General features: G+C 36.2%; 19 protein-coding genes. All 19 read left to right on the top strand.

Annotated features, from left to right (window positions below):
• The first annotated feature begins 113 nt into the window (after window positions 1–113).
• Window positions 114–575 carry a RidA family protein gene (locus ACZSMY_RS16430; protein ID WP_042528979.1) on the top strand — a complete coding sequence of 154 codons (462 nt, stop codon included), beginning with the start codon at window positions 114–116 and terminating at the stop codon, window positions 573–575.
• An 81-nt stretch (window positions 576–656) separates the two neighbouring features.
• Window positions 657–1,682 (top strand): TRAP transporter substrate-binding protein, encoded by a 1,026-nt coding sequence (locus ACZSMY_RS16425; RefSeq protein ID WP_042528980.1) that lies wholly within the window; start codon window positions 657–659, stop codon window positions 1,680–1,682.
• Window positions 1,683–1,753: 71 nt separating this feature from the next.
• Window positions 1,754–2,269, top strand: coding sequence for a TRAP transporter small permease (locus ACZSMY_RS16420; protein WP_052484858.1), 516 nt, complete (start codon window positions 1,754–1,756; stop codon window positions 2,267–2,269).
• Window positions 2,247–3,518 (top strand): TRAP transporter large permease, encoded by a 1,272-nt coding sequence (locus ACZSMY_RS16415; protein WP_212929207.1) that lies wholly within the window; start codon window positions 2,247–2,249, stop codon window positions 3,516–3,518. The genes ACZSMY_RS16420 and ACZSMY_RS16415 overlap by 23 nt, the downstream gene beginning before the upstream one ends.
• 19 nt (window positions 3,519–3,537) lie before the next feature.
• On the top strand, window positions 3,538–4,614 hold the full coding sequence (locus ACZSMY_RS16410; protein WP_465147983.1) for an alanine racemase: 1,077 nt from the start codon (window positions 3,538–3,540) through the stop codon (window positions 4,612–4,614).
• A 17-nt stretch (window positions 4,615–4,631) separates the two neighbouring features.
• Entirely contained in the window at window positions 4,632–5,810 is a 1,179-nt protein-coding gene (locus ACZSMY_RS16405) for a M20 family metallopeptidase (RefSeq protein WP_212929206.1), read from the top strand.
• A gap of 4 nt (window positions 5,811–5,814) precedes the next feature.
• Complete coding sequence (gene thrC, locus ACZSMY_RS16400) at window positions 5,815–6,999, top strand: threonine synthase (RefSeq protein WP_042528986.1); 1,185 nt, start codon at window positions 5,815–5,817, stop codon at window positions 6,997–6,999.
• A 13-nt stretch (window positions 7,000–7,012) separates the two neighbouring features.
• The gene (locus ACZSMY_RS16395) at window positions 7,013–7,984 is read left to right on the top strand and encodes a threonine ammonia-lyase (protein WP_212929205.1); all 972 of its coding nucleotides are present in this window, start codon (window positions 7,013–7,015) and stop codon (window positions 7,982–7,984) included.
• Window positions 7,985–7,996: 12 nt separating this feature from the next.
• Entirely contained in the window at window positions 7,997–8,761 is a 765-nt protein-coding gene (locus ACZSMY_RS16390) for a creatininase family protein (RefSeq protein WP_341173402.1), read from the top strand.
• Window positions 8,762–8,773: 12 nt separating this feature from the next.
• Complete coding sequence (locus tag ACZSMY_RS16385) at window positions 8,774–9,667, top strand: dihydrodipicolinate synthase family protein (RefSeq protein ID WP_042528991.1); 894 nt, start codon at window positions 8,774–8,776, stop codon at window positions 9,665–9,667.
• A 578-nt stretch (window positions 9,668–10,245) separates the two neighbouring features.
• Entirely contained in the window at window positions 10,246–11,481 is a 1,236-nt protein-coding gene (locus ACZSMY_RS16380; RefSeq protein WP_256705319.1) for an ROK family transcriptional regulator, read from the top strand.
• Window positions 11,482–11,491: 10 nt separating this feature from the next.
• Window positions 11,492–12,316 (top strand): sugar phosphate isomerase/epimerase family protein, encoded by an 825-nt coding sequence (locus tag ACZSMY_RS16375; protein WP_256705318.1) that lies wholly within the window; start codon window positions 11,492–11,494, stop codon window positions 12,314–12,316.
• 9 nt (window positions 12,317–12,325) lie between these two features.
• On the top strand, window positions 12,326–13,309 hold the full coding sequence (locus ACZSMY_RS16370; protein ID WP_368901020.1) for a Gfo/Idh/MocA family protein: 984 nt from the start codon (window positions 12,326–12,328) through the stop codon (window positions 13,307–13,309).
• Window positions 13,310–13,522: 213 nt separating this feature from the next.
• The gene (locus ACZSMY_RS16365; RefSeq protein ID WP_465147982.1) at window positions 13,523–14,785 is read left to right on the top strand and encodes an ABC transporter substrate-binding protein; all 1,263 of its coding nucleotides are present in this window, start codon (window positions 13,523–13,525) and stop codon (window positions 14,783–14,785) included.
• 32 nt (window positions 14,786–14,817) lie between these two features.
• Window positions 14,818–15,738 carry a carbohydrate ABC transporter permease gene (locus ACZSMY_RS16360; RefSeq protein ID WP_256705315.1) on the top strand — a complete coding sequence of 307 codons (921 nt, stop codon included), beginning with the start codon at window positions 14,818–14,820 and terminating at the stop codon, window positions 15,736–15,738.
• 14 nt (window positions 15,739–15,752) lie between these two features.
• Window positions 15,753–16,565 carry a carbohydrate ABC transporter permease gene (locus ACZSMY_RS16355; RefSeq protein WP_042529005.1) on the top strand — a complete coding sequence of 271 codons (813 nt, stop codon included), beginning with the start codon at window positions 15,753–15,755 and terminating at the stop codon, window positions 16,563–16,565.
• A gap of 23 nt (window positions 16,566–16,588) precedes the next feature.
• Window positions 16,589–17,602 carry a Gfo/Idh/MocA family protein gene (locus ACZSMY_RS16350; protein ID WP_193064452.1) on the top strand — a complete coding sequence of 338 codons (1,014 nt, stop codon included), beginning with the start codon at window positions 16,589–16,591 and terminating at the stop codon, window positions 17,600–17,602.
• Window positions 17,599–18,576, top strand: coding sequence for a Gfo/Idh/MocA family protein (locus tag ACZSMY_RS16345; protein WP_341173401.1), 978 nt, complete (start codon window positions 17,599–17,601; stop codon window positions 18,574–18,576). The genes ACZSMY_RS16350 and ACZSMY_RS16345 overlap by 4 nt, the downstream gene beginning before the upstream one ends.
• A 242-nt stretch (window positions 18,577–18,818) precedes the next feature.
• Entirely contained in the window at window positions 18,819–19,586 is a 768-nt protein-coding gene (locus ACZSMY_RS16340) for a 2OG-Fe dioxygenase family protein (RefSeq protein ID WP_341173400.1), read from the top strand.
• Window positions 19,587–19,598 lie beyond the last annotated feature (12 nt).

The following is a 19,598-nucleotide window of genomic DNA, read 5'->3' as shown; positions in this document are numbered from 1 at the left end:
TTGATCAAATATATATGCGCAACGACGAATAAATCATGATATTTTCAAGAAAATGGTTCTTGAGTTTAAAGGAAGCACTATTATTAAAATTTTCTTTACAGGAGGCAGATTAAATGAGTGTTTATAAAAAATTAGAGAAATTAGGAATTGAATTGCCTGATGCGCCTAAACCTGCTGCGGTTTATGTTCCTGCTAAAAGGTTTGGTAATTTAGTATATACTTCCGGACAAGATTGCAGAAAGGAGGGAAAACTAATATATGAAGGGAAAATAGGAACTGATCTATCGATAGAGCAGGGATATGAGGCGTCAAGACAAGTAATGATTAACTGTTTGGCCGTCTTGCAAGAAGAAATAGGAGACTTAAACAAGATCAAGCAAGTTGTAAAATTACTAGCTTTTGTTAATTCTGCACCAGGTTTTGTTGAGCAGCCTTATGTTATTAATGGCGCTTCTGAATTTTTGGTTGATGTGTTTGGAGAAAAAGGAAAACATGCTAGGAGTGCGTTAGCTTCTAATGAACTTCCATTTAATACACCAGTTGAAATTGAAATGATTGTCGAATTGGAAGATTAATTATTTTTAATCACTTAAGTGAGCAATTTAAACATATTTAATAGAATGGTGTTCTTTATTATGGAACTTAGGAGGGTCCAGATGAAAAAAACTGTAAAGATTTTGTTATTTACACTGTTAACACTTGTCTTGGTCGCATGCGGAAATGATACTAATGGGGATGCAGAAGGTTCAGGAGATAATGATGAAACTTATGAGTGGAATTTAGGATTTAACACAGCTGAAGATTCTGTTAGAGGAGTAGCTGCAGAAACCTTTAAGGAAATTGTTGAGGAAGAAACAGATGGGAGAGTTTCAATAAGTATTTATGCTGGGGAAACACTTGGTTCGGAAGCAGAAATGTTGGAACAAGTTAATTCAGGTGCATTAGCAATGCAGTTGGCTGGTGGAGGTGGAATGCAGAATTATATTCCAGAATATTCAGTACTAGCTTTGCCTTTTATGGTAGAAGACTTTGATGAAGCATATGCTGTCCTTGATGGTGAGATAGGTGATGAATTACGGGGATTGGCAGAAGAACAAGGATTTAAAGTACTTGCTCATACAGATCTTGGGTTTGCGCAAATAACGAATAATGTAAGACCAATAAGTATGCCGGAAGACTTAGCTGGAGTTCAAATCAGAAGTCCTGAAGAGCCAACTTCCATTGAGGCATTCACGCAATTAGGTGCAAATGTATCAACTATGGCATTTACAGAGGTTTATATGGGTCTACAGCAAGGAGTTATTGATGGGCAGTTTAATCCCTTAGATGCGATTTATGAGAATAATATTCACGAAGTACAAGATTATTTAACTTTGACAAACCATTTCTATTATCATGTTAATTTTATTATGAATAATGATTTATTTAATAGTTTAGATTCTGAACTGCAAGAAATTGTTCTAAACGCAGCGGAAGAGGCTGAGAAAGCATCGAGAGAATATACACAGGAAAAAGATGAAGAAATGCTGTCTATTCTCGAGGATGAGTTTGAAGATATAGTTACAGATCCAGACCTGGAAGCTTTTCAGGAGGCTATAGATTATGAAGCATTCCACGAATTTGTAGGTGGAGATATTATTGAGAGAACCCAAGAATTTTTAGATGATTATAGAGCTAATTAAAATTTGATCACACTTTGGCTGAATATAGCTTATTCGGCCAAAGATGGGTTTCAATAAGGAGAGATTTAAAAATGATATCAAAGTTGAAACCAATTATTGATGGAATATTCAAAATTCTGCTCGGTGCTTCTAATATATTATTAGTGATTTTAACATTACTTGTAGCTTTTGAAGTTCTTAGCAGGGCCTTATTTAATACTTCTTTAATTTTTGTAACACCGTTAACAGGAGTAGTTTTCCCCTGGATGGTATTTTTAGCAATTGTTGGTGCAACTAGAAACAACGAGCATATTTCCGTTAATTTCTTGTTAAATAAACTTCCTTCTAAGACTAAAAAAGGTGTTAAATTGATTAATAAGTTAGTGATGCTTTTTTTCTCAGTATTGATGTTATTTTCAAGTTATAGATTATCGAATGATGTGGCAAACATTATGGAACCAATCATTAATGTTTCGAGATTTTGGCTATACTTTTCCATGGTTGTATCATTTGCCGGTAGTTCCTTAGTAATAATAGCACAGATTGTTCAAATTATATTGAATAAAGACAAGGAGGAGGAGCTCGATGATTTGGTTAATGATAATTAGTTTTTTCCTTCTCATCGTAATTGGAACTCCAATTGCGTTTGCAATGGGTGCTTCATCGATTTTTTTCATTTTGGTTGAAGGGATTCCGCTTTCTACTGTGGCACAGAGATTCTTTTCTAATACTCAATCCTTCGCTTTTCTGGCAGTACCCTTTTTTGTATTAGCTGGGAATTTGATGGTGTATGGAGGGATAGCTCAAAAATTAATTAACGTAGCAGACTCTTTGGTTAGAAGACTCCCGGGTGGGCTAGGATGCGTATCTGTTGTGACAAGTATGGGAATGGCCGGTGTATCAGGTTCGTCAGTAGCTGATGCGGCTTCTGTAGGAAGTGTATTGATTCCAGAAATGAAGAAAAAAGGATATTCTGCTTCTTTTTCAGCGGCTATTAATGCAACTAGCTCTGTTGTAGGTATTATTATTCCACCTAGCAGTACAATGATTATTCTTGCATGGTTAGCAAACCTTTCTGTAGCAGAAATGTTCTTAGCAGGTATCATTCCTGGATTTCTAATAGGTTTTACATACCTAGCCGTCACAATTATTATAGCAATTAGAAGAGGATATCCGAAGGGTGAAAAAACTACTGTTAAGGAAATTGTTTTATCATTTGTAAATGCTTTATGGGCATTATTGTTACCGCTAGTTTTAATAGCAGTAATTGTGATGGGGGTGGCAACAGCAACTGAGGCATCTGCAGTAGCAGCGATCTATGCAGCTATAATTGCGTTTTTTGTTTATCGTTCATTAAAATGGAGAGATTTTTTAGCTGCATTAAGAGATAGTGTATATTCTACGGCGTCAGTAATGATTATTGTTTGTGCAGCTTCTATTTTCACTTGGGTATTGATTAATGAAGGAGTCCCACAATTAATATCGAATGCTTTACTTGATTCTGGGTTGCCGAACTGGACTTTATTGATAATTATGGTGTTAATTATGTTTTTATTTGGAATGGTTATGGATTTAGTACCTAACTTGTTTATTTTTATCCCAATATTTTTTCCGATTGCAACTGGTATGGGGATGGAACCTATTCAATTCTCGTTGGTTATGTTGGTAACATTAGCATTAGGTCTATTTACACCTCCTGTGGGGACCACACTATTTATTTCATTACACTTAGCAAAAGTAGAAATGGAAGATACCATAAAAGATTTAATACCTTTTGGTGTAACAGGTATTGCAGTAGTAATGTTGATAACCTTTATACCCGAACTAACTTTATGGATTCCAAATTTATTCTTCTAGAGAGGAGTATGGATTTTATATGATTACCCCTTATGTGAAAATTAATTTAAATAAAGTAAAATCCAATATTCAGTTTATGATTAATCAATTAAGAAAATATGATATTGATCATAGACCACATATAAAGCCACACAAAAATATTGAATTAGCTAAATTACAACTGGATATGGGAGCGATAGGAGTTACTTGTGCTTCTTTATCTGAGATGGAAGTCATGGTTAAAGGAGGGATAAAGAATATCCTTTTAGCTATGCCTTTAATAGGAGATGAACATTGGGAAAAGCTTTACAATGTTCTCCATAGCCATGATGTTGAGTTTATAACAATTGTTGACAGCAAACTTGGGATAGAAGGATTAGCGAAGGTGGGAGAACGTCTCGAACGCCCTCTTCATATCCTTGTGGATGTTGATAGCGGAGGTCATCGGGAAGGCATCCAATCGGAAGATGTATTATCTTTTGTGGAAGAAATAAACAGTAACCCATGGTTAACTTTTAAAGGTCTTTTTACTTACTATGGTCATATTTATCAATATGAAAATAGTTTGCATGCAAAACATGCCAAAAAAGAAGCTTCTATTCTAATAAGTGAAAGAGAAAAGCTAGAAAAACATGGTATAAAAGTGGACGTTTTATCAGGTGGATCAACTGTCTCATCCATGGAGGCTGAACAACTTGAGGGTATAACAGAATCCAGAGCAGGAAACTATATCTTTTTCGATATGAATGCGGTTCATTTAGGAATAGTAGAAATAGAACAGTGTGCACTTAAAGTTATAGCTAAAGTTGTTAGCAAGCCTTTACCCGGTAAAGCGACTATAGATGCAGGATCAAAAGCATTGACATCTGATCAGCCATTAAAAGGTGATGAATACGGCTATATATATAATAGACCCAATTTAAAGCTTCTAAAATTAAATGAAGAACATGGTTTTATTGAATATGATTCAAATAAAGAAAAATTGGAAATTGGAGATGAAATCGAAATAATTCCTAATCATGCTTGTGTTGTTCCCAATCTATTTAATCAAGTGTTTATAGATGATGGAAAAGGATTAAAATCAATAGAAGTGGATGCAAGAGGAAGAAATTATTAAAAAGGAGTCTTTCATACGTGTTGAATCTAACTATTGAAAAGCTTATAGACGATTATAATGAAAAGGAACAGATTAGAATTTTTAAAGAACTTGTTCAAATACCAAGTGAAAATCCAGGGAATTATGAAGAGGGGATAGCGAAAAAAATTCAAAATATATTAAATAATGAGGGAATAAAAAATAAACTTGTTTATATTAATGATAAAAGGCCAAATGTTTATGCGGAATTAGAAGGTTCAGTGGAAGGGAAAACTTTAATTTATAACGGCCATATTGATACAGTACCGATAGGAGAAGGTTGGGAGCATAATCCTTTTAGCGCTTACGAAGATGAAGAAGGGTATATTTATGGGAGAGGCGCATCAGATATGAAGGCGGGAGTATCTTCCATGTTATATGCTGCTATATGTTTAAAAAAATCAGGCTATCCAAAAGAAGGAAAACTAATACTTTTTTTTAATATAGACGAAGAAATAAGTAATTTAGGAATGAAACAATTTTTAGAAGAAGATATTTCAGCGGATTATGCAATCATAAGTGAACCGACTAACCTTGATATTGCAATTGGACACCGAGGAACAGCAAGATATAATTTAAAAACGAGAGGAATTGCAGGTCACTCCTGTTATGTTGCGCATCCAGATAATGCAATCGAAAAAATGAATAGCTTGTTGCCTCTTTTATTTGATTGGGGAAGAAGAATAAAGAAAGAGAAGATAAATAAATTTTTAGGGAGCGCATTAAGTAATGTCACCACTATTCATGGTGGTACAGCAGGTAATATTATACCCGATGAGTGTATTGTTGAGATAGACAGAAGATTGCTTCCTGGGGAAACCATAGAGGAAGTAAATGAAGAATATACGAAAATATTAACCCACGAGGGCGAAGTAGATTTTGAACTGGAAAATTATATTTTTTTACCTGCTAGCCTGATTGAAAAAGATCATCATTTTGTGAAATTTATTTATGATACTACAAAAAAATATAATGAAAAAGTTAAAATTAAATCATTTGAAGCAACATGTGAAGCGCCTTTTTTTTCCATAAATAAAGGAATACCTACAATTATATTTGGGCCTGGCTCTTTAAGTCAAGCTCATGTTGTTAATGAACGTGTTCACAAATCAGAGGTAATCAAGGCTGGGAAACTATTTATTGAGATTTGTATAAGTCTATTAAACAATAAGGGATGATTATATGTCTTTGAATTACTTTTTAAGCTGTACTGAATGTAAAAGAGAATTTAATCCAAGACCTATTTATAATTGTCTGTCATGCAATGGAATTCTGGAAGTTCAATACAAAAACCTGACAAAGTCTATAGCTGGAATGAAACAAGAATATATTTTTCACGATGAAAAAATTGAAAGTCTTCTTGGAGAAGGAAATACTCCCCTGTTAGAGCTTAGTAAGACTTCTAATCGATTAAGAGAAAATAAGATTTTTGGCAAGTGTGAATTTATGAACCCGACAGGGTCTTTTAAAGACAGGCCTGTTGCGGCAGGCATACAGAAAGCTTTAGATTTTGGTTATAAAAAAGTAATTGTTGCATCAAGTGGAAACGGTGCAGCATCTGTTGCTGCCTATTCTGCTAAATTCGGTTTGAGCTCCACTATTTTAGTCCCGGAGGGTACACCTGATGAGAAAGTAAAACAATCTCAGTTTTACGGAGCTAATATTATTAAAGTTAAAGGACCATATAGTAATAGTTTTGAATTGGCTCTGAAATACAGTGAGGAAGAAAAAGTATATAATTTAACAACAACTTTTATCAATCCTTATACGTGGGAGGGAGATAAAGGTGTAGCTTATGAAATTAATCAACAATCAGATAATTGGCCTGATTATGTTATTGTTCCTATCGGTGCCGGACCACTGTTAGTCGGTATTTATAAAGGTTTTAAGGAGTTAAAAGAGATATATGGAAAAAATGACCCCATCCCCAAAATGGTTGGTATCCAAGCAGAAGGATGTTCACCAATTTCAAGAGCTTTTGAAAATAATGAAGTATATGTAATTTCTGAACCAGATCCTAAAACTATTGCTGGCGGGATTGGAGACGGTTTAAGAGGATATGCGAAGGATGGGACTTATACGTTGAATACGATTCGTAAATCCAATGGGGCATGTTTAAGTATTACGGATGAAGAAATCATAAGGGCACAAGAAAATCTTGCTAAGGATGAAGGGATATTTGTTGAACCATCTGGAGCAGCTGCACTTGCTGGGTTTGAAAAATTTTCAAAATTGGAAAATATAAAAAATGCTTCAGTAACATTGCTGTTAACTGGAAATGGGCTAAAGGATATGAATACTATTAATGAAAGTTATACCATTCCGATTATTGAACCAGTTATGGAAGAACTTAACCGATTGATTTAGGAGGATGCTTAACGTGCTAGGTCAGAGCTTAGAAAATCCTACAATTAATGATATTAAGAAAGCAGAAACAAGGATAAAAAAATATGTGGATGTGTCTACAAAAGTGATAACTTCAGAAATATTAAATATGAAGTATGGCTTTCCTATTTATATAAAACCAGAAGGATTACAGCCTACTGGTTCTTTTAAAATAAGAGGGGCATTAAACAAGATTTTAAAGGCAAAAGAAGATGGACAGGTTAGCCATTGTATTACCGCTTCAGCTGGGAACCATGCCATTAGTCTGGCATCTTCCAGCTTGCTGTTAGGCTTAAAATCCACGGTAGTAATGTCAGAACAAACGCCACAAATTAAAATTTTGACTTGTGAAAGACTAGGCGCAGAGGTTATTATTCATGGGGAAAATTATGATGAAGCTTACAAAGAGGCTCAGAAAATATCTAGTGAAAAAAACTATTATTATATACACCCTGTCGCAGATTGTGAAATTGTTGCAGGTCAAGGTACAATTGGCTTGGAGATATTGGAAGAGATGCCAGATATAGATCAAGTGATTGTACCAATTGGCGGTGGAGGCCTTATATCTGGAATAGCTATTGCTCTTAAATCATTAAAACCAGAAATGAAAGTTATAGGTGTACAGCCCGAAAAATCGAACGCTTATTACAAAAGTTGGAAAAGAAGCTATCTTGTTAACATAGAGAAGCCCAATACGATTGCAGATGGGCTTTCATTAAAACAACCTGAAAAATATCTATTCAATATGATGAAACATTGGGTAGATGATATTGTAACTGTGAAAGAAGATACAATTGAGAAGGCAATAAAGGAATTTTTATTTTTAGGAAAACTATTAGTTGAAGGAGCGGGAGCAGTTACTTTAGCTAGCATAATAGAAAGTAAAATCAATATAGAGAAAAAAACCGTTTTGATAGGAAGTGGCTCCAATATTGATGAGCAGCGTTTTAAAGCTTTACTAAATTAGGGGGTGATAATCTTGGATAAGTACTTATTAAGTGACTATACCACATATGAGCTACAGAATGTTATTAATAAAAAAGACCCCATAATAATTATTCCAGTTGGTGCACTGGAACAGCATGGCGCCCATTTACCTTTGGACACAGATATGGACTTGGTAGAAAAAGTTGCAAAATCTTTAGCGGAAAATTGTATACAAGATATAATAGTTACGCCAACTGTATGGACCGGGTTTTCTCACCATCATTTGGATTTTTGCGGTACCATAAGTATTAGACAAAAAACAATGGTATACGTTATTACTGATATTGTTGAAAGTTTATTGAAACATAAAATAAATAAGATTATATTACTCAATGGTCATGGTGGAAATATTTCAATTTTGAAAACTATTCTAGATGAAATCCAATTAAAGTATAAAAATCTTCAGATGGTGTATTTTACTTATTGGGATTTGCTTAGTGATAAGATAGATGAAATAAGACAGTCGCCAGTAAATGGAATGGCGCATGCAGGAGAACTGGAAACTTCATTAAAGTATTACTTTAATGAAGATGATGTGAGAAGGGATTCTATTCAAGATGTGATGTTGCCTGTTCAGCCGTTTCATAATGTAGATATGTTTGCTCCAAATAAAATTAGTATATACAAGCCCTTTGAAAGTTATAGTAAAGGCGGACAAATTGGAAAACCTTCTGTAGCAAATAAAGAAACTGGTAAAAAGATTGTAGAAAACCTATGTAAAGAATTTAGCGATTTAATAAACTTCTATTTTGTTTGAGGAGTTGAGAAAATGGATAAGTTCTCCGGGATTATTCCTCCAGTAGTAACGCCAATTAGTAAGGAAGGAAACTTTGACCAAGATGTAGCCAAGCTAATAATTGACTATTTAATTGATTCTAATGTAGATAGTCTGTTCTTTCTGGGAAGTATTGGCGAGTTTAGCCAAATGAGTTTAAAAATGAAAGAAGAAATTACAGATTTTGTTGTGAATTACGTAAATAAAAGAGTGCCTGTATTAATTGGTACAGGAAGCAATACAATTACTGAATCAATTCACTTAAGCAAGTTTGTGGAAAAAGTTGGAGGAGATGGTGTTGTATCTATTAATCCATACTATTTTAAATTGAATAATGTAGAGCTCTTAAATTATTTTGAATCTATAGCTGATAGTATTTCTATTCCTATGATATTATATAATTTCCCTGATAGAACTGGTCAGGATCTTTCCCCTTCTTTAATAAAGACGTTAGTAAAGAGGAATTCTAATATCGTTGGAATAAAAGAAACTGTTAACTCGATAACACATATAAAAGATGTTATCACTCAAGTTAAGAATGAGTTCCCATATTTCTCTGTTCTATGCGGGTATGATGAGCATTTAACTAGTACGTTATTTTTTGGAGGAGATGGTGGAATTATTGGTACCGGAAATATAGCCCCAGAATTATTTGTTGGATTATACGAGGCTTTTAAATCTAATGATTTAGAAAAAATAAAGATTTATAGTCAGCAGATTATTCAACTGACTAAGATATACAATCAGGATTATCAAATACTATCTGTGATAAAAGAAGGCCTTAAACTCAAAGGTTTTGATATACAGAGTGATTCTCTCGGACCGTATGAAAGTCTGAATCAAGAAAGTAAAAATTTTATAGAAAGAGCATTAAAAAATATATCCTAGTATTCAAAAATTGTGAAATGGTAATTATTGTATCACTTTAAAAGATAAGTAATAGATTTAAGTTTTATCAAAGTGTTGAATGACGAGCTAAGAAAAATAGAATATACAGTATTTTTCCTGAACTACCTCTATACTTGGATTTACCAAGTATAGAGGTAGTTTTTAATGATTTTATACCATTTTTGTCTACACCTATCGTTTTAAAAAAGATTGAGTAAAAAAAGATGGGGAAAATGATTCGGAACAGATGGAGTTGTTTTAGTATTTTATTGCTCAGAATCTCAACCTCATTATGATGCTGCTATATCCTTCTCTGATCTGCTACTATAGCAGGCATTAATTAACTCAAATAATTGACTGATTAAAAAATTCTAAAAATTAATTGACAACGCTTACAATTAAATGCTATAGTTTCTATACTTAATAATTCCATTGGAAAAAGTAATGTTTGTTCATATATTTAAAGTGAATTTATTCTTAAGGGTTTATAAAACAATAGCATTTAGCTTAGATGAATCTTGGGGGAATTCAAATTTATAAAAGTGATTATTTCAATATAGATAGGAATGTGAATAACTATGAAGAGGACTGGAGATCTGAAGCTGATACAAGAATTAAATCGTTCTATCATCTTAGAAACAATTCGAAAATATGGCTCTATATCGAGAAGTGAAATTGCTAAAAAGAATGAGCTCAGCCCTACCACTGTCACATCTGCTGTAGCTGAGCTCATCAATGAAGGCTATGTAGTAGAAGGTGGCACAGGAACGTCCAGTGGTGGGAGAAAGCCGATTCTTTTGAACTTTTCACCAGATAACCACTATTTAATCGGTGTATCTATTTCTTATTCTAAAATAACAATTGCGGATATGAATTTGGAAGCAAAGATAAATATGAAAAAGGTATATCCTACTAACGGTTATACAGGTGCAGATTTAATAAATTATCTGCTTCAATTATTGGAGGATTTCTACGCTGCACAGCAGGACGATAGACAATGTATTGGTATTTCGCTGATTATTCAAGGAATTGTTGATTCTAAAAAAGGTGTAGTCCATTATAATCCAGTTTTGTTATTAGAGGATGTTTACCTGCGGGATTCGGTTGAAGCGCATTTTAATCTGCCAACTTGGCTTGATAATGATACAAATGCATACGTTTTAGCTGAGAAGAATTTTGGTCATTTTCAAGAGGTGGAGAATCTCATTTATATAACGATTGGCGAAGGTGTTGGTTCCGGCGTTATTGTAAACAACATGCTGTCCCGCGGTGAAAGTGGAGGAGCTGGTGAATTTGGCCATACCAGTATTGATTATCATGGTGAGCTTTGCAGTTGTGGAAATAAAGGATGCATCGAAAATTATATAAGCTGGCCAGCTACATCGAAGAAAATAATGAAAGAGATTGAGGCAGGAAAAGAAACTATTTTAACAACTTATTTAACAAGTGACAAGCTGTTTATTACCCCGTCTGAATTTGTTGAAGCAGTGAATACTGGGGATAACTTGGCTGTTGCAATTAATGATGAAATTGCTGAATACTTATCAGCGGGAGTAGTTAATTTAGTTCACCTCTTTAATCCGGAAGTAATTATATTAGGTGGAGATGTTACCAACCAAAATCAAATATTGATAGACGCTGTACAGCAAAAAATCAAAGACAAAACGTTAAAAACGCTTTATCAAGATGTGGATATTACCACATCATCATTAGGAAAAGAATTTGAAATGGTTGGTGCTGCTTCTGTTTTACTTCAAGATAAATTTCAATTTAAGCTTACACATGACAATCGTGGATTAAAAACAAATTTGTAGGAGGAATCGTATGTTAAAGGGTATTAATCAATGGTGTTATCCGGAAGAGACTAGTTTGGAGAAAGTACTGGAATATAGCAAAGAAGCTGGTTTTGAAACAGTTGAATTAAATGTGAATCCCTCAGGCGGAATTGGTTTAACGGTGGACTCAAGGTCAGATGATGCCAAAAAAATTAAAAGTCTCATAGAAACATATGATTTGGAAATTAAAAGTATATCTACAGCATTATTATGGCAGTTTCCGTTATCTTCACCAGATGAGGCTGTCAGAGCACAGGGTAGAGCCATCGTTGAAAAGCAAATTGAATTAGCAGCTGCAATGGATGTGGATACAGTACTTGTTGTACCAGGCATTGTATCTGAGGAAGTTACTTATGATCAATGCTATCAACGCAGTCAAAAGGAGCTGCGGAAAGTGTTGCCGCTGGCAGAAAAGCACCAGGTACATATAGGGATTGAAAATGTGTGGAATAAATTTTTACTTTCTCCGCTAGAGATGTCCCGTTATGTGGATGAATTAGATTCTGAATATGCTGGCGTATATTTTGATATAGGAAATGTTCTTCAGTTTGGTTATCCAGAGCAGTGGATACGAATTTTAGGCAGCCGCATCTGTAAAGTTCATGTCAAAGATTTCAATACAAGCGTGGGAAATATTACAGGATTTGTTCCGTTATTAGCTGGAGATGTTAACTGGCAGGCAGTTAGCAAAGCATTAAAAGATTTAGGTTATAAGGGTCCGCTTACCGCAGAATTATCTCCATATAAGCTGGATACGAAAGCATTAGCAGCCGATACTGCCAAACATATTGAATTAATTATTGACGCAGGTTGATAGGAGGAGATGAAAATAAAGAAATTAAAAGCAGGGTTTATTGGAATAGGAGGAGTTGCAGCTACTCATTTAAATATTTTGAAAAAGCACAAAAGTGTAGATGTTATTTCAGTCTGTGATATTGCCGAAGTAAATGCAGTTAGGGCAGCTGAAGAAATAGGAGCAAGAGCTTATACGGATGCGGATGATATGTTAGAAAAAGAAACGCTGGATGTTGTTTTCCTTTGTGTTCCACCATTTGCCCACAAAGACTTGGAGCAAAAAATAGTGAGAAAAGGAATTCATTTAATGGTTGAGAAACCTGTCGGGCTAAATATGAAAGAGGTGTACGCGAAACAGGAGGTTATTCGGAAATCAGGTGTTATTTGCGCTACTGGTTATTGCTTACGATACTTGGATACTGTGCAGAAGGCCAAAGAATATTTAGCAGGTAAAGAAATAGCTATGGTACGCGGGTATTACCTATCTTCTTTTGTGGAAACTCCCTGGTACCGTACGATGTCAAAGTCAGGAGGACAATTGGTAGAGCAGGCTACGCATATCGTGGACCTTATTCGTTACTTAAACGGAGATTTTAAGAAGGTTTATGCCAATATGGCATTAAGAGTATCAGAGGATATTGAGGATATTGATATTCCAGATGTGAGTTCCGTCAACTTTACATTCGAAAATGGTGCTATTGGACATTTAGACTGTTCCTTCACTCAAAAGGATCATCGTATGGGCGTAGAATTATTAGGGAAGAATTTTCGCGTAATGATTGATGGAACAAAGCTTACTATCTTTGAAGAGGAGAATGTAATCACCTATAGTTCAGAAGTTGATTTCTATGAAGAACAAGATAATGCGTTTATTGAAGCGATTTTGACTGGAAGGACAGAAAACATTCTATCAGATTATACGAATGGCTTGAAAACTTTAGAGGCAACTCTGGCGGCTAATGAATCTCAAAAAACAGACAATGTAATTCTAATCACTAAAACAGGAAGCTGAATAAGTAATTCTGTTTTATCGAAGTGATAATCAATAGAGGCTGTCACCATGTTAAAAGATTTTGAAAGCGCTTCACGAAAGCGTGTGAATTTGCTATGAAGGAGGACATTCATTTTTTTCTGTCGAAGGCTGTGATTTGAAAATGCTGTCAAACAAGTTGTGGCTCATTATATACCTGGCAAAACATTATTAAACCCTTTTGGAGGAGATAGAATGGGGAAAAGAGTATGCACCATATTTCTAATGATTACATTAGTCGGTATCTTAACAGGTTGTGGAAATGATACAGAAGGCGGCAGTAAAAAAACGCTGGAAGTAGCCTTGTGGGATGAAAACATAAGCGGTGCAGTGGATGCCTCTATTGAAGAATTTAATAAGGAGCATCCAGATGTTGAGGTGAACGTAACCTATACACCTTATGCCAACTATTTCACGAAATTACGAACCAGTATAGGGGGAGGGAGCGGACCAGATGTCTTTTGGATGAATGGACCTAATTTTTCTGAATATGCCTCTTATGGGCTAATCAAAGATTTGGAGCCATTTATTGAAGAAGATAGTGATTTTTCCAAGGATGCCTATTTCGATTCTATGATAGATTTATATTCTCATGAAGATCACTTATACGCTGCACCATATTTCTCGGATATTGTAGGTTTGTTTTATAATAAAAGACTATTTGATGAGGCTGGTTTGGAATATCCGGATGAAACCTGGACATGGGAGGATATTGAAGAAAAGGGAGATATCTTGGCTGATCAGGAGGAGGGAGTTTATGGATATACAGCCTATGTTGTAAGTAACCAGGCTGGCTATTATAACTTAATTCCACAGGCTGGCGGCTACATGATTGATGAAGACAAGACCCATTCAGGTTTTAATTCACCAGAAGCGCAAGAAGCGCTTACTTTTACACAGGATTTGATAGATAAGGGGATTTCACCATCTGTACAGACACAAATTGAAAACCATCCCCGCGATATGTTTATGTCAGGAATGATAGCAATGCATCCTGAAATCTCTGTGAACGCGGAGATGTTTTACAGTGAGCTTGGGGATGATTTAGGAGTAGCTCCATTACCGGCAGGAAAGGAAGAGGGCTCTATTGCACATGGGATTGGCTGGGCTATGAATGGGGACACCGAGAAAGAAGAATTGTCTTGGGATTTAATCAAGCATTTGACTGGCGAAAAAGGGAATCAGTTTATTGCTGAATCAGGCTTTAGTATCCCAGCTCAGGAATCCATGAGTGATTTATGGGTAGATTCCATGCCTGAATTGGATTTACAGGTATTTATCGACGCACAGGAAGTTTCATTTCCCTACCCTGTCTCCCAAAACACAATACAGTGGCAGGATATTGAGCAGGCAGAAGTTCAAGGAGCATTTTTGGGCTATAAATCAATGAAGGAAGCTTTGGACAATGTTGCCAGAGAGATGGATATCATCTTGGAATCAGAACAGATAAATGAATAAAAATCTTTCTGTAAGAAGGGAGTTTCTAATGAATGAGTGATTCAAACGTGCTTATGAAACCGAAAAGAAGCAGGCGTAAGCGTAAGGAAGCGATGTGGGCTTATCTATTTATCGCTCCTGTTGTACTAGGGCTCTTCCTATTTTATTTGATGCCGGCTCTTGCTTCTTTTGGCTTGTCTTTCACTAGCTGGAATGGGATTAACCCTCCCGAGTTTATTGGTTTGGACAACCTGATAAGGCTGGTTCAAACAGATTCTTTTATCAGAAGCATGGTTAACACACTCGTATTTACGCTGGTTTCCGTGCCGTTAGCGGTGATGCTGGCCACGGGGATTGCCATATTGCTGAATCAAAAGATTAAAGGAATGATCGTCTATAGAACCCTTTATTTTCTGCCGGTGGTAACGATGCCGGTTGCTGTTGGGATGGTCTGGAAGTGGTTATACAACACAGATTATGGATTGCTTAATTATATACTAGGCTTACTCCATTTACCGCAGCCTGCATGGCTGTTCAATCCTAATATTGCGTTAATATCGGTTATTGTTGTGTATGTTTGGATGACAGTAGGAAACAACATTATTTTAATCCTGGCAGGTTTGCAGGGGATTTCAGAAACCTATTATGAAGCTGCCGAAATGGATGGCGCTTCAAAATTAAAACAATTATTTACGATAACCATTCCTCTGTTAACACCGACATTGTTCTTCGTGTTTATCACTGGAATAATCAGCTCTTTACAAGTGTTTGATCTGATATTCATCATGATCGGCGACAGCCATGTCTTATTAGAACCATTGCGTACACTTGTATATGGAGTTTATGAGTCAGGGTTTGAGTATTCGCAAATGGGCTATGCTTCTGCACAAGCATTTTTGCTGTTTTTAATGATACTACTCATTACTATTTTCCAGTTCGCGTTCCAAAAGAAATGGGTGCATTATGACGGATAATAAGGAGGAAGCGTATGAATAAGAAGTGGTTGATTCATTTGGTGCTGATTATTGGTGCAGTGATTATGGTAACACCATTTCTTTGGATGGTGTTAACTTCTCTAAAATCATTTGGAGAAGCAATGCAAGTGCCGATTACCATTTTTCCTGAAGAGTGGCTAGTAGAGAATTACCTTGACGTTTTTGCAAGTATCGATATGATGAGATATTACTTTAATACGCTGATGGTCACCTTAGGAAGAACATTGGGACAGTTAATTTTGTGCTCATTGGCTGCATTTGCCTTTGCAAGAATGGATTTTCCGGGAAAAAATGTCATATTTATTGTAGTCCTATCTGTTTTGATGGTGCCAATGCAAATTATTCTAATTCCAAACTATGGAATTTTAACGTCTCTGGGCTGGATTGACACCTTTTATGCTTTGATTGTTCCTGGTATGTTCAGCGCATTCGGCGTCTTCCTGTTAAGACAATTTTTCTTAGGAATACCGAAAGAGCTGGATGAGGCGGCAACGATTGATGGGTGTTCCTTTTTTGGAATCTATTGGCGCATTATTTTGCCGAACGCGACACCAGGATTAATTGCATTAGGTATATTTACGGTCCTCGCTTCTTGGAATGATTTTCTTTGGCCTTTAGTTATGACGAATTCAGAAGAAACGAGAATGCTGTCAGTAGGTATTGCAGCATTTCAGGGGCAATATTCGACGGATTATCCATTGCTGATGGCGAGTGCTGTACTATCTACTATTCCGATGCTGATTATGTTTGTTCTTTTACAGAAACATCTAGTTTCAGGAATTGCTTTACAAGGCGTTAGAAGATAATTAATAGAAAGAGGTGCACAAAAATGAATATTTTAGTTTTAGGTGCAGGGACAATGGGAAATGCCCACGCTGCTGCTTATACAGAAATGAAAGATGTAACATTATGTGGAATTGTTGATGTGAATTTTGAAAAGGCTGCTCAATTGGCTGACAAGTGTGGGACTAAAGCATTTTCTTCTTATGAAGAAGCGAAGCAGCAGATTGTGGATATTGATGTCGTATCTGTTTGTTTGCCTACTCCTTTACACAAAGAGACAGTCTTGCAAGCGGCGAGAGATAAATTTCACGTTATTTGCGAGAAGCCTTTGGCCCGCCATCTGGCTGATGCCAGAGAGATGATCGATTTCTGTGAACAGCAGGGAGTTCGCTTATTCGTAGGCCATGTGGTACGCTTTTTTCCAGAATATGTACAGGCGAAAGAAGTAGTAGATTCACAAAAAATAGGCCAGCCGGTAATTGCAAGAACAACGAGAGGAGGAGCATTTCCAAATGCCTCTAATGACTGGTATGCAAACTTTATTAAAAGCGGAGGTTTGATTTTAGACACAGTTATTCATGATTTTGATTTTTTAAGATGGTGCTTTGGAGAAGTAGAGCGTGTATATGCAAAAACAAGCAGAGGAAGAGCGGCTGGGAAATTAGAATATTCCTTAGTCACACTTCGATTTGAAAACGGAGTAATTGCTCATGTAGAAGGTACCTGGGCACATCAGAACTTCCATACGAAGTTAGAAATTGCAGGGAAGGAAGGGATAATTCAACATGATAGTACTTCGGTGAGCCCTGTCGTAGTAGAAAAAAGCGCATCAGTTGATGAGGTTGTAGGGGTAGCGGTTCCGTCCAGTCCAACGCAGTATAGTCCATATTATCTTGAAATAGAGCATTTTATTTCTTGTATTAAAGAAGGAAAGGAAGCGAGAGTGACCGCAGAAGACGCCTATAAAGCGCTAGAGATTTCATTAGCTGCTTTACAATCGATTGAGTCGGGAGAGCCGGTTTATCTTAAACAATTTTCCAGTTTGGAGGGGGTAAAATGAAGGTAGGTATTATTAGTTTTGCTCATGGACATGCGTATAGCTATGCAAATGCTTTAAACAATTTGCCGGAGATAGAGTTACATGGTATTGCTGATGAAGAGGAAGTGAGAGGGAAAGACGCAGCGGAACAGTTTAATACCAAATACTTTTCGGATTATCATGACTTATTAAAGGAACCGATTGATGCTGTGATTATTACATCAGAGAATCAAAAGCATTTTGAACACGTCAAAGCTGCAGCGAATCATGATAAGCATGTACTATGCGAAAAACCTTTGTCTTCTAATGTGAAGGATGCGGAAGAAATGATTAAGATTTGCCGGGAAAAAGGCGTGATTTTACAAACTGCATTTCCGGTAAGGTTTAATAAACCTGTGCAAAATGCGAAACAAACGATAGACACGGGGGATTTAGGGAATATTATTGCTGTTAAAGGTACAAATAGAGGGACTAATCCTGGAGGATGGTTTGTGCAGAAAGAGAAATCTGGCGGAGGGGCAGTTATCGATCATACTGTTCATGTAGTCGACCTTATTCGTTGGTTTACTAACGCAGAAGTAACAGAGGTATACGCTGAAATAGATGATAAACTATCCGAGGGGGAGATAGATGATACTGGGCTGTTAACCATGGAATTTGATAACGGTATGTTTGCGACATTGGATTGCAGCTGGTCTCGTAATAAGGATTATCCAACTTGGGGAGACGTTACCTTAGAAATAATAGGAACGAAAGGAACGCTCTCTGTGGATGCTTTTGCCCAGAAGCTGGATGTATATAGTTCAGAGGGCGTTAAATGGAATTTCTGGGGAGATGATATGGATGAGGGATTGATAGAGAATTTTATCCAGGCTGTCAAAGAAAACAAAGATCCATTTATTACAGGAGAAGATGGATTAAGAGCTTTGGAAGTAGCTATGGCTGCCTACCACTCATCCGCTAGAAAAACCGCAGTAATGCTAAGTGAATTATGATTTTAATGCTGACAAGACCTCACAAACTAGTTTCAATCTGTGGGGTTTTTCGCTTTTTGGTTTCATTTAACAAACGCTAAGTTTGAAAAGAGATTTCTGCAGTACCGATTCGGTAATTGCTAATATGGTTACATCATCTACATACCCCTTGCTCCATTTGTCTTTTCAACTCAAATCATCTAAAATAATAACTTGGATTCCATTTTTTAAGCAAACCGATGAAGATAAAAGGAGTAATATAGATGAGCAATTTAAAAAAGAATGGCTATGCGCGGTATGATTTAATGCAGCAATTAGACTATGAAGGAATAGAAGCAGATTACCAAGCTTTATTGGATTATTTCGAGGATCTGCCTATCGATGAATATGCAAAAGACTTAAATCGTTATAGAAGATATTCACGCGCTTTGGTATTGCCAACTTCTGGTCAGATTGAATGGCTGCCAACGCTGACGAAGGATGGGGAGGAATACTCTGCGTACTTCCAAGGGAAATTTAATCCGGAATATCCGGGTTCCTATCGGGAATTCCCTTGTATAGATAAGGAAATACAGAATAATAAGCTATTGGAAAAAATTATTCTGTTTGATTATCATGAAACGTTTTGGAAGGAAGAAGACCGGATTATGCCGATTCATGCCGGCGTACATTTTGTAAAGCTGTACGTACAAAATGATACGGATAAGGCTGTTTCTTCCCCGAACTGCTTTCATCAGGACGGAGAACCATTTACCTTTGCCCATTTAATTAAAAGAGAAAATGTCAAAGGCGGTACGAACGCTATTGGTATTCCTAAAGCGGCAGGAGAAACGTTTGATACAGTCAATCAGGATGATGTGATAGAGATTTTTGAGATTACCAAGCCTTTGGAATCTTATGGTGTGGAGGATTCGGCAGTTTCGCATTATGTCAGCCCGATTGAAAAAGGGGACGCGGAAGAAGCTGGAGTACGTTCTGTTATTTTAATTGATTATCAGCAAACTGTTGTTGCTGATGTAGATGATGAGTAAATAAAAAACGTA

The organism is Oceanobacillus sp. B139/18, from assembly GCF_055524595.1.
Note: the sequence above shows the minus strand (reverse complement) of the source record. Positions and strands in the feature narration are given on the sequence as shown.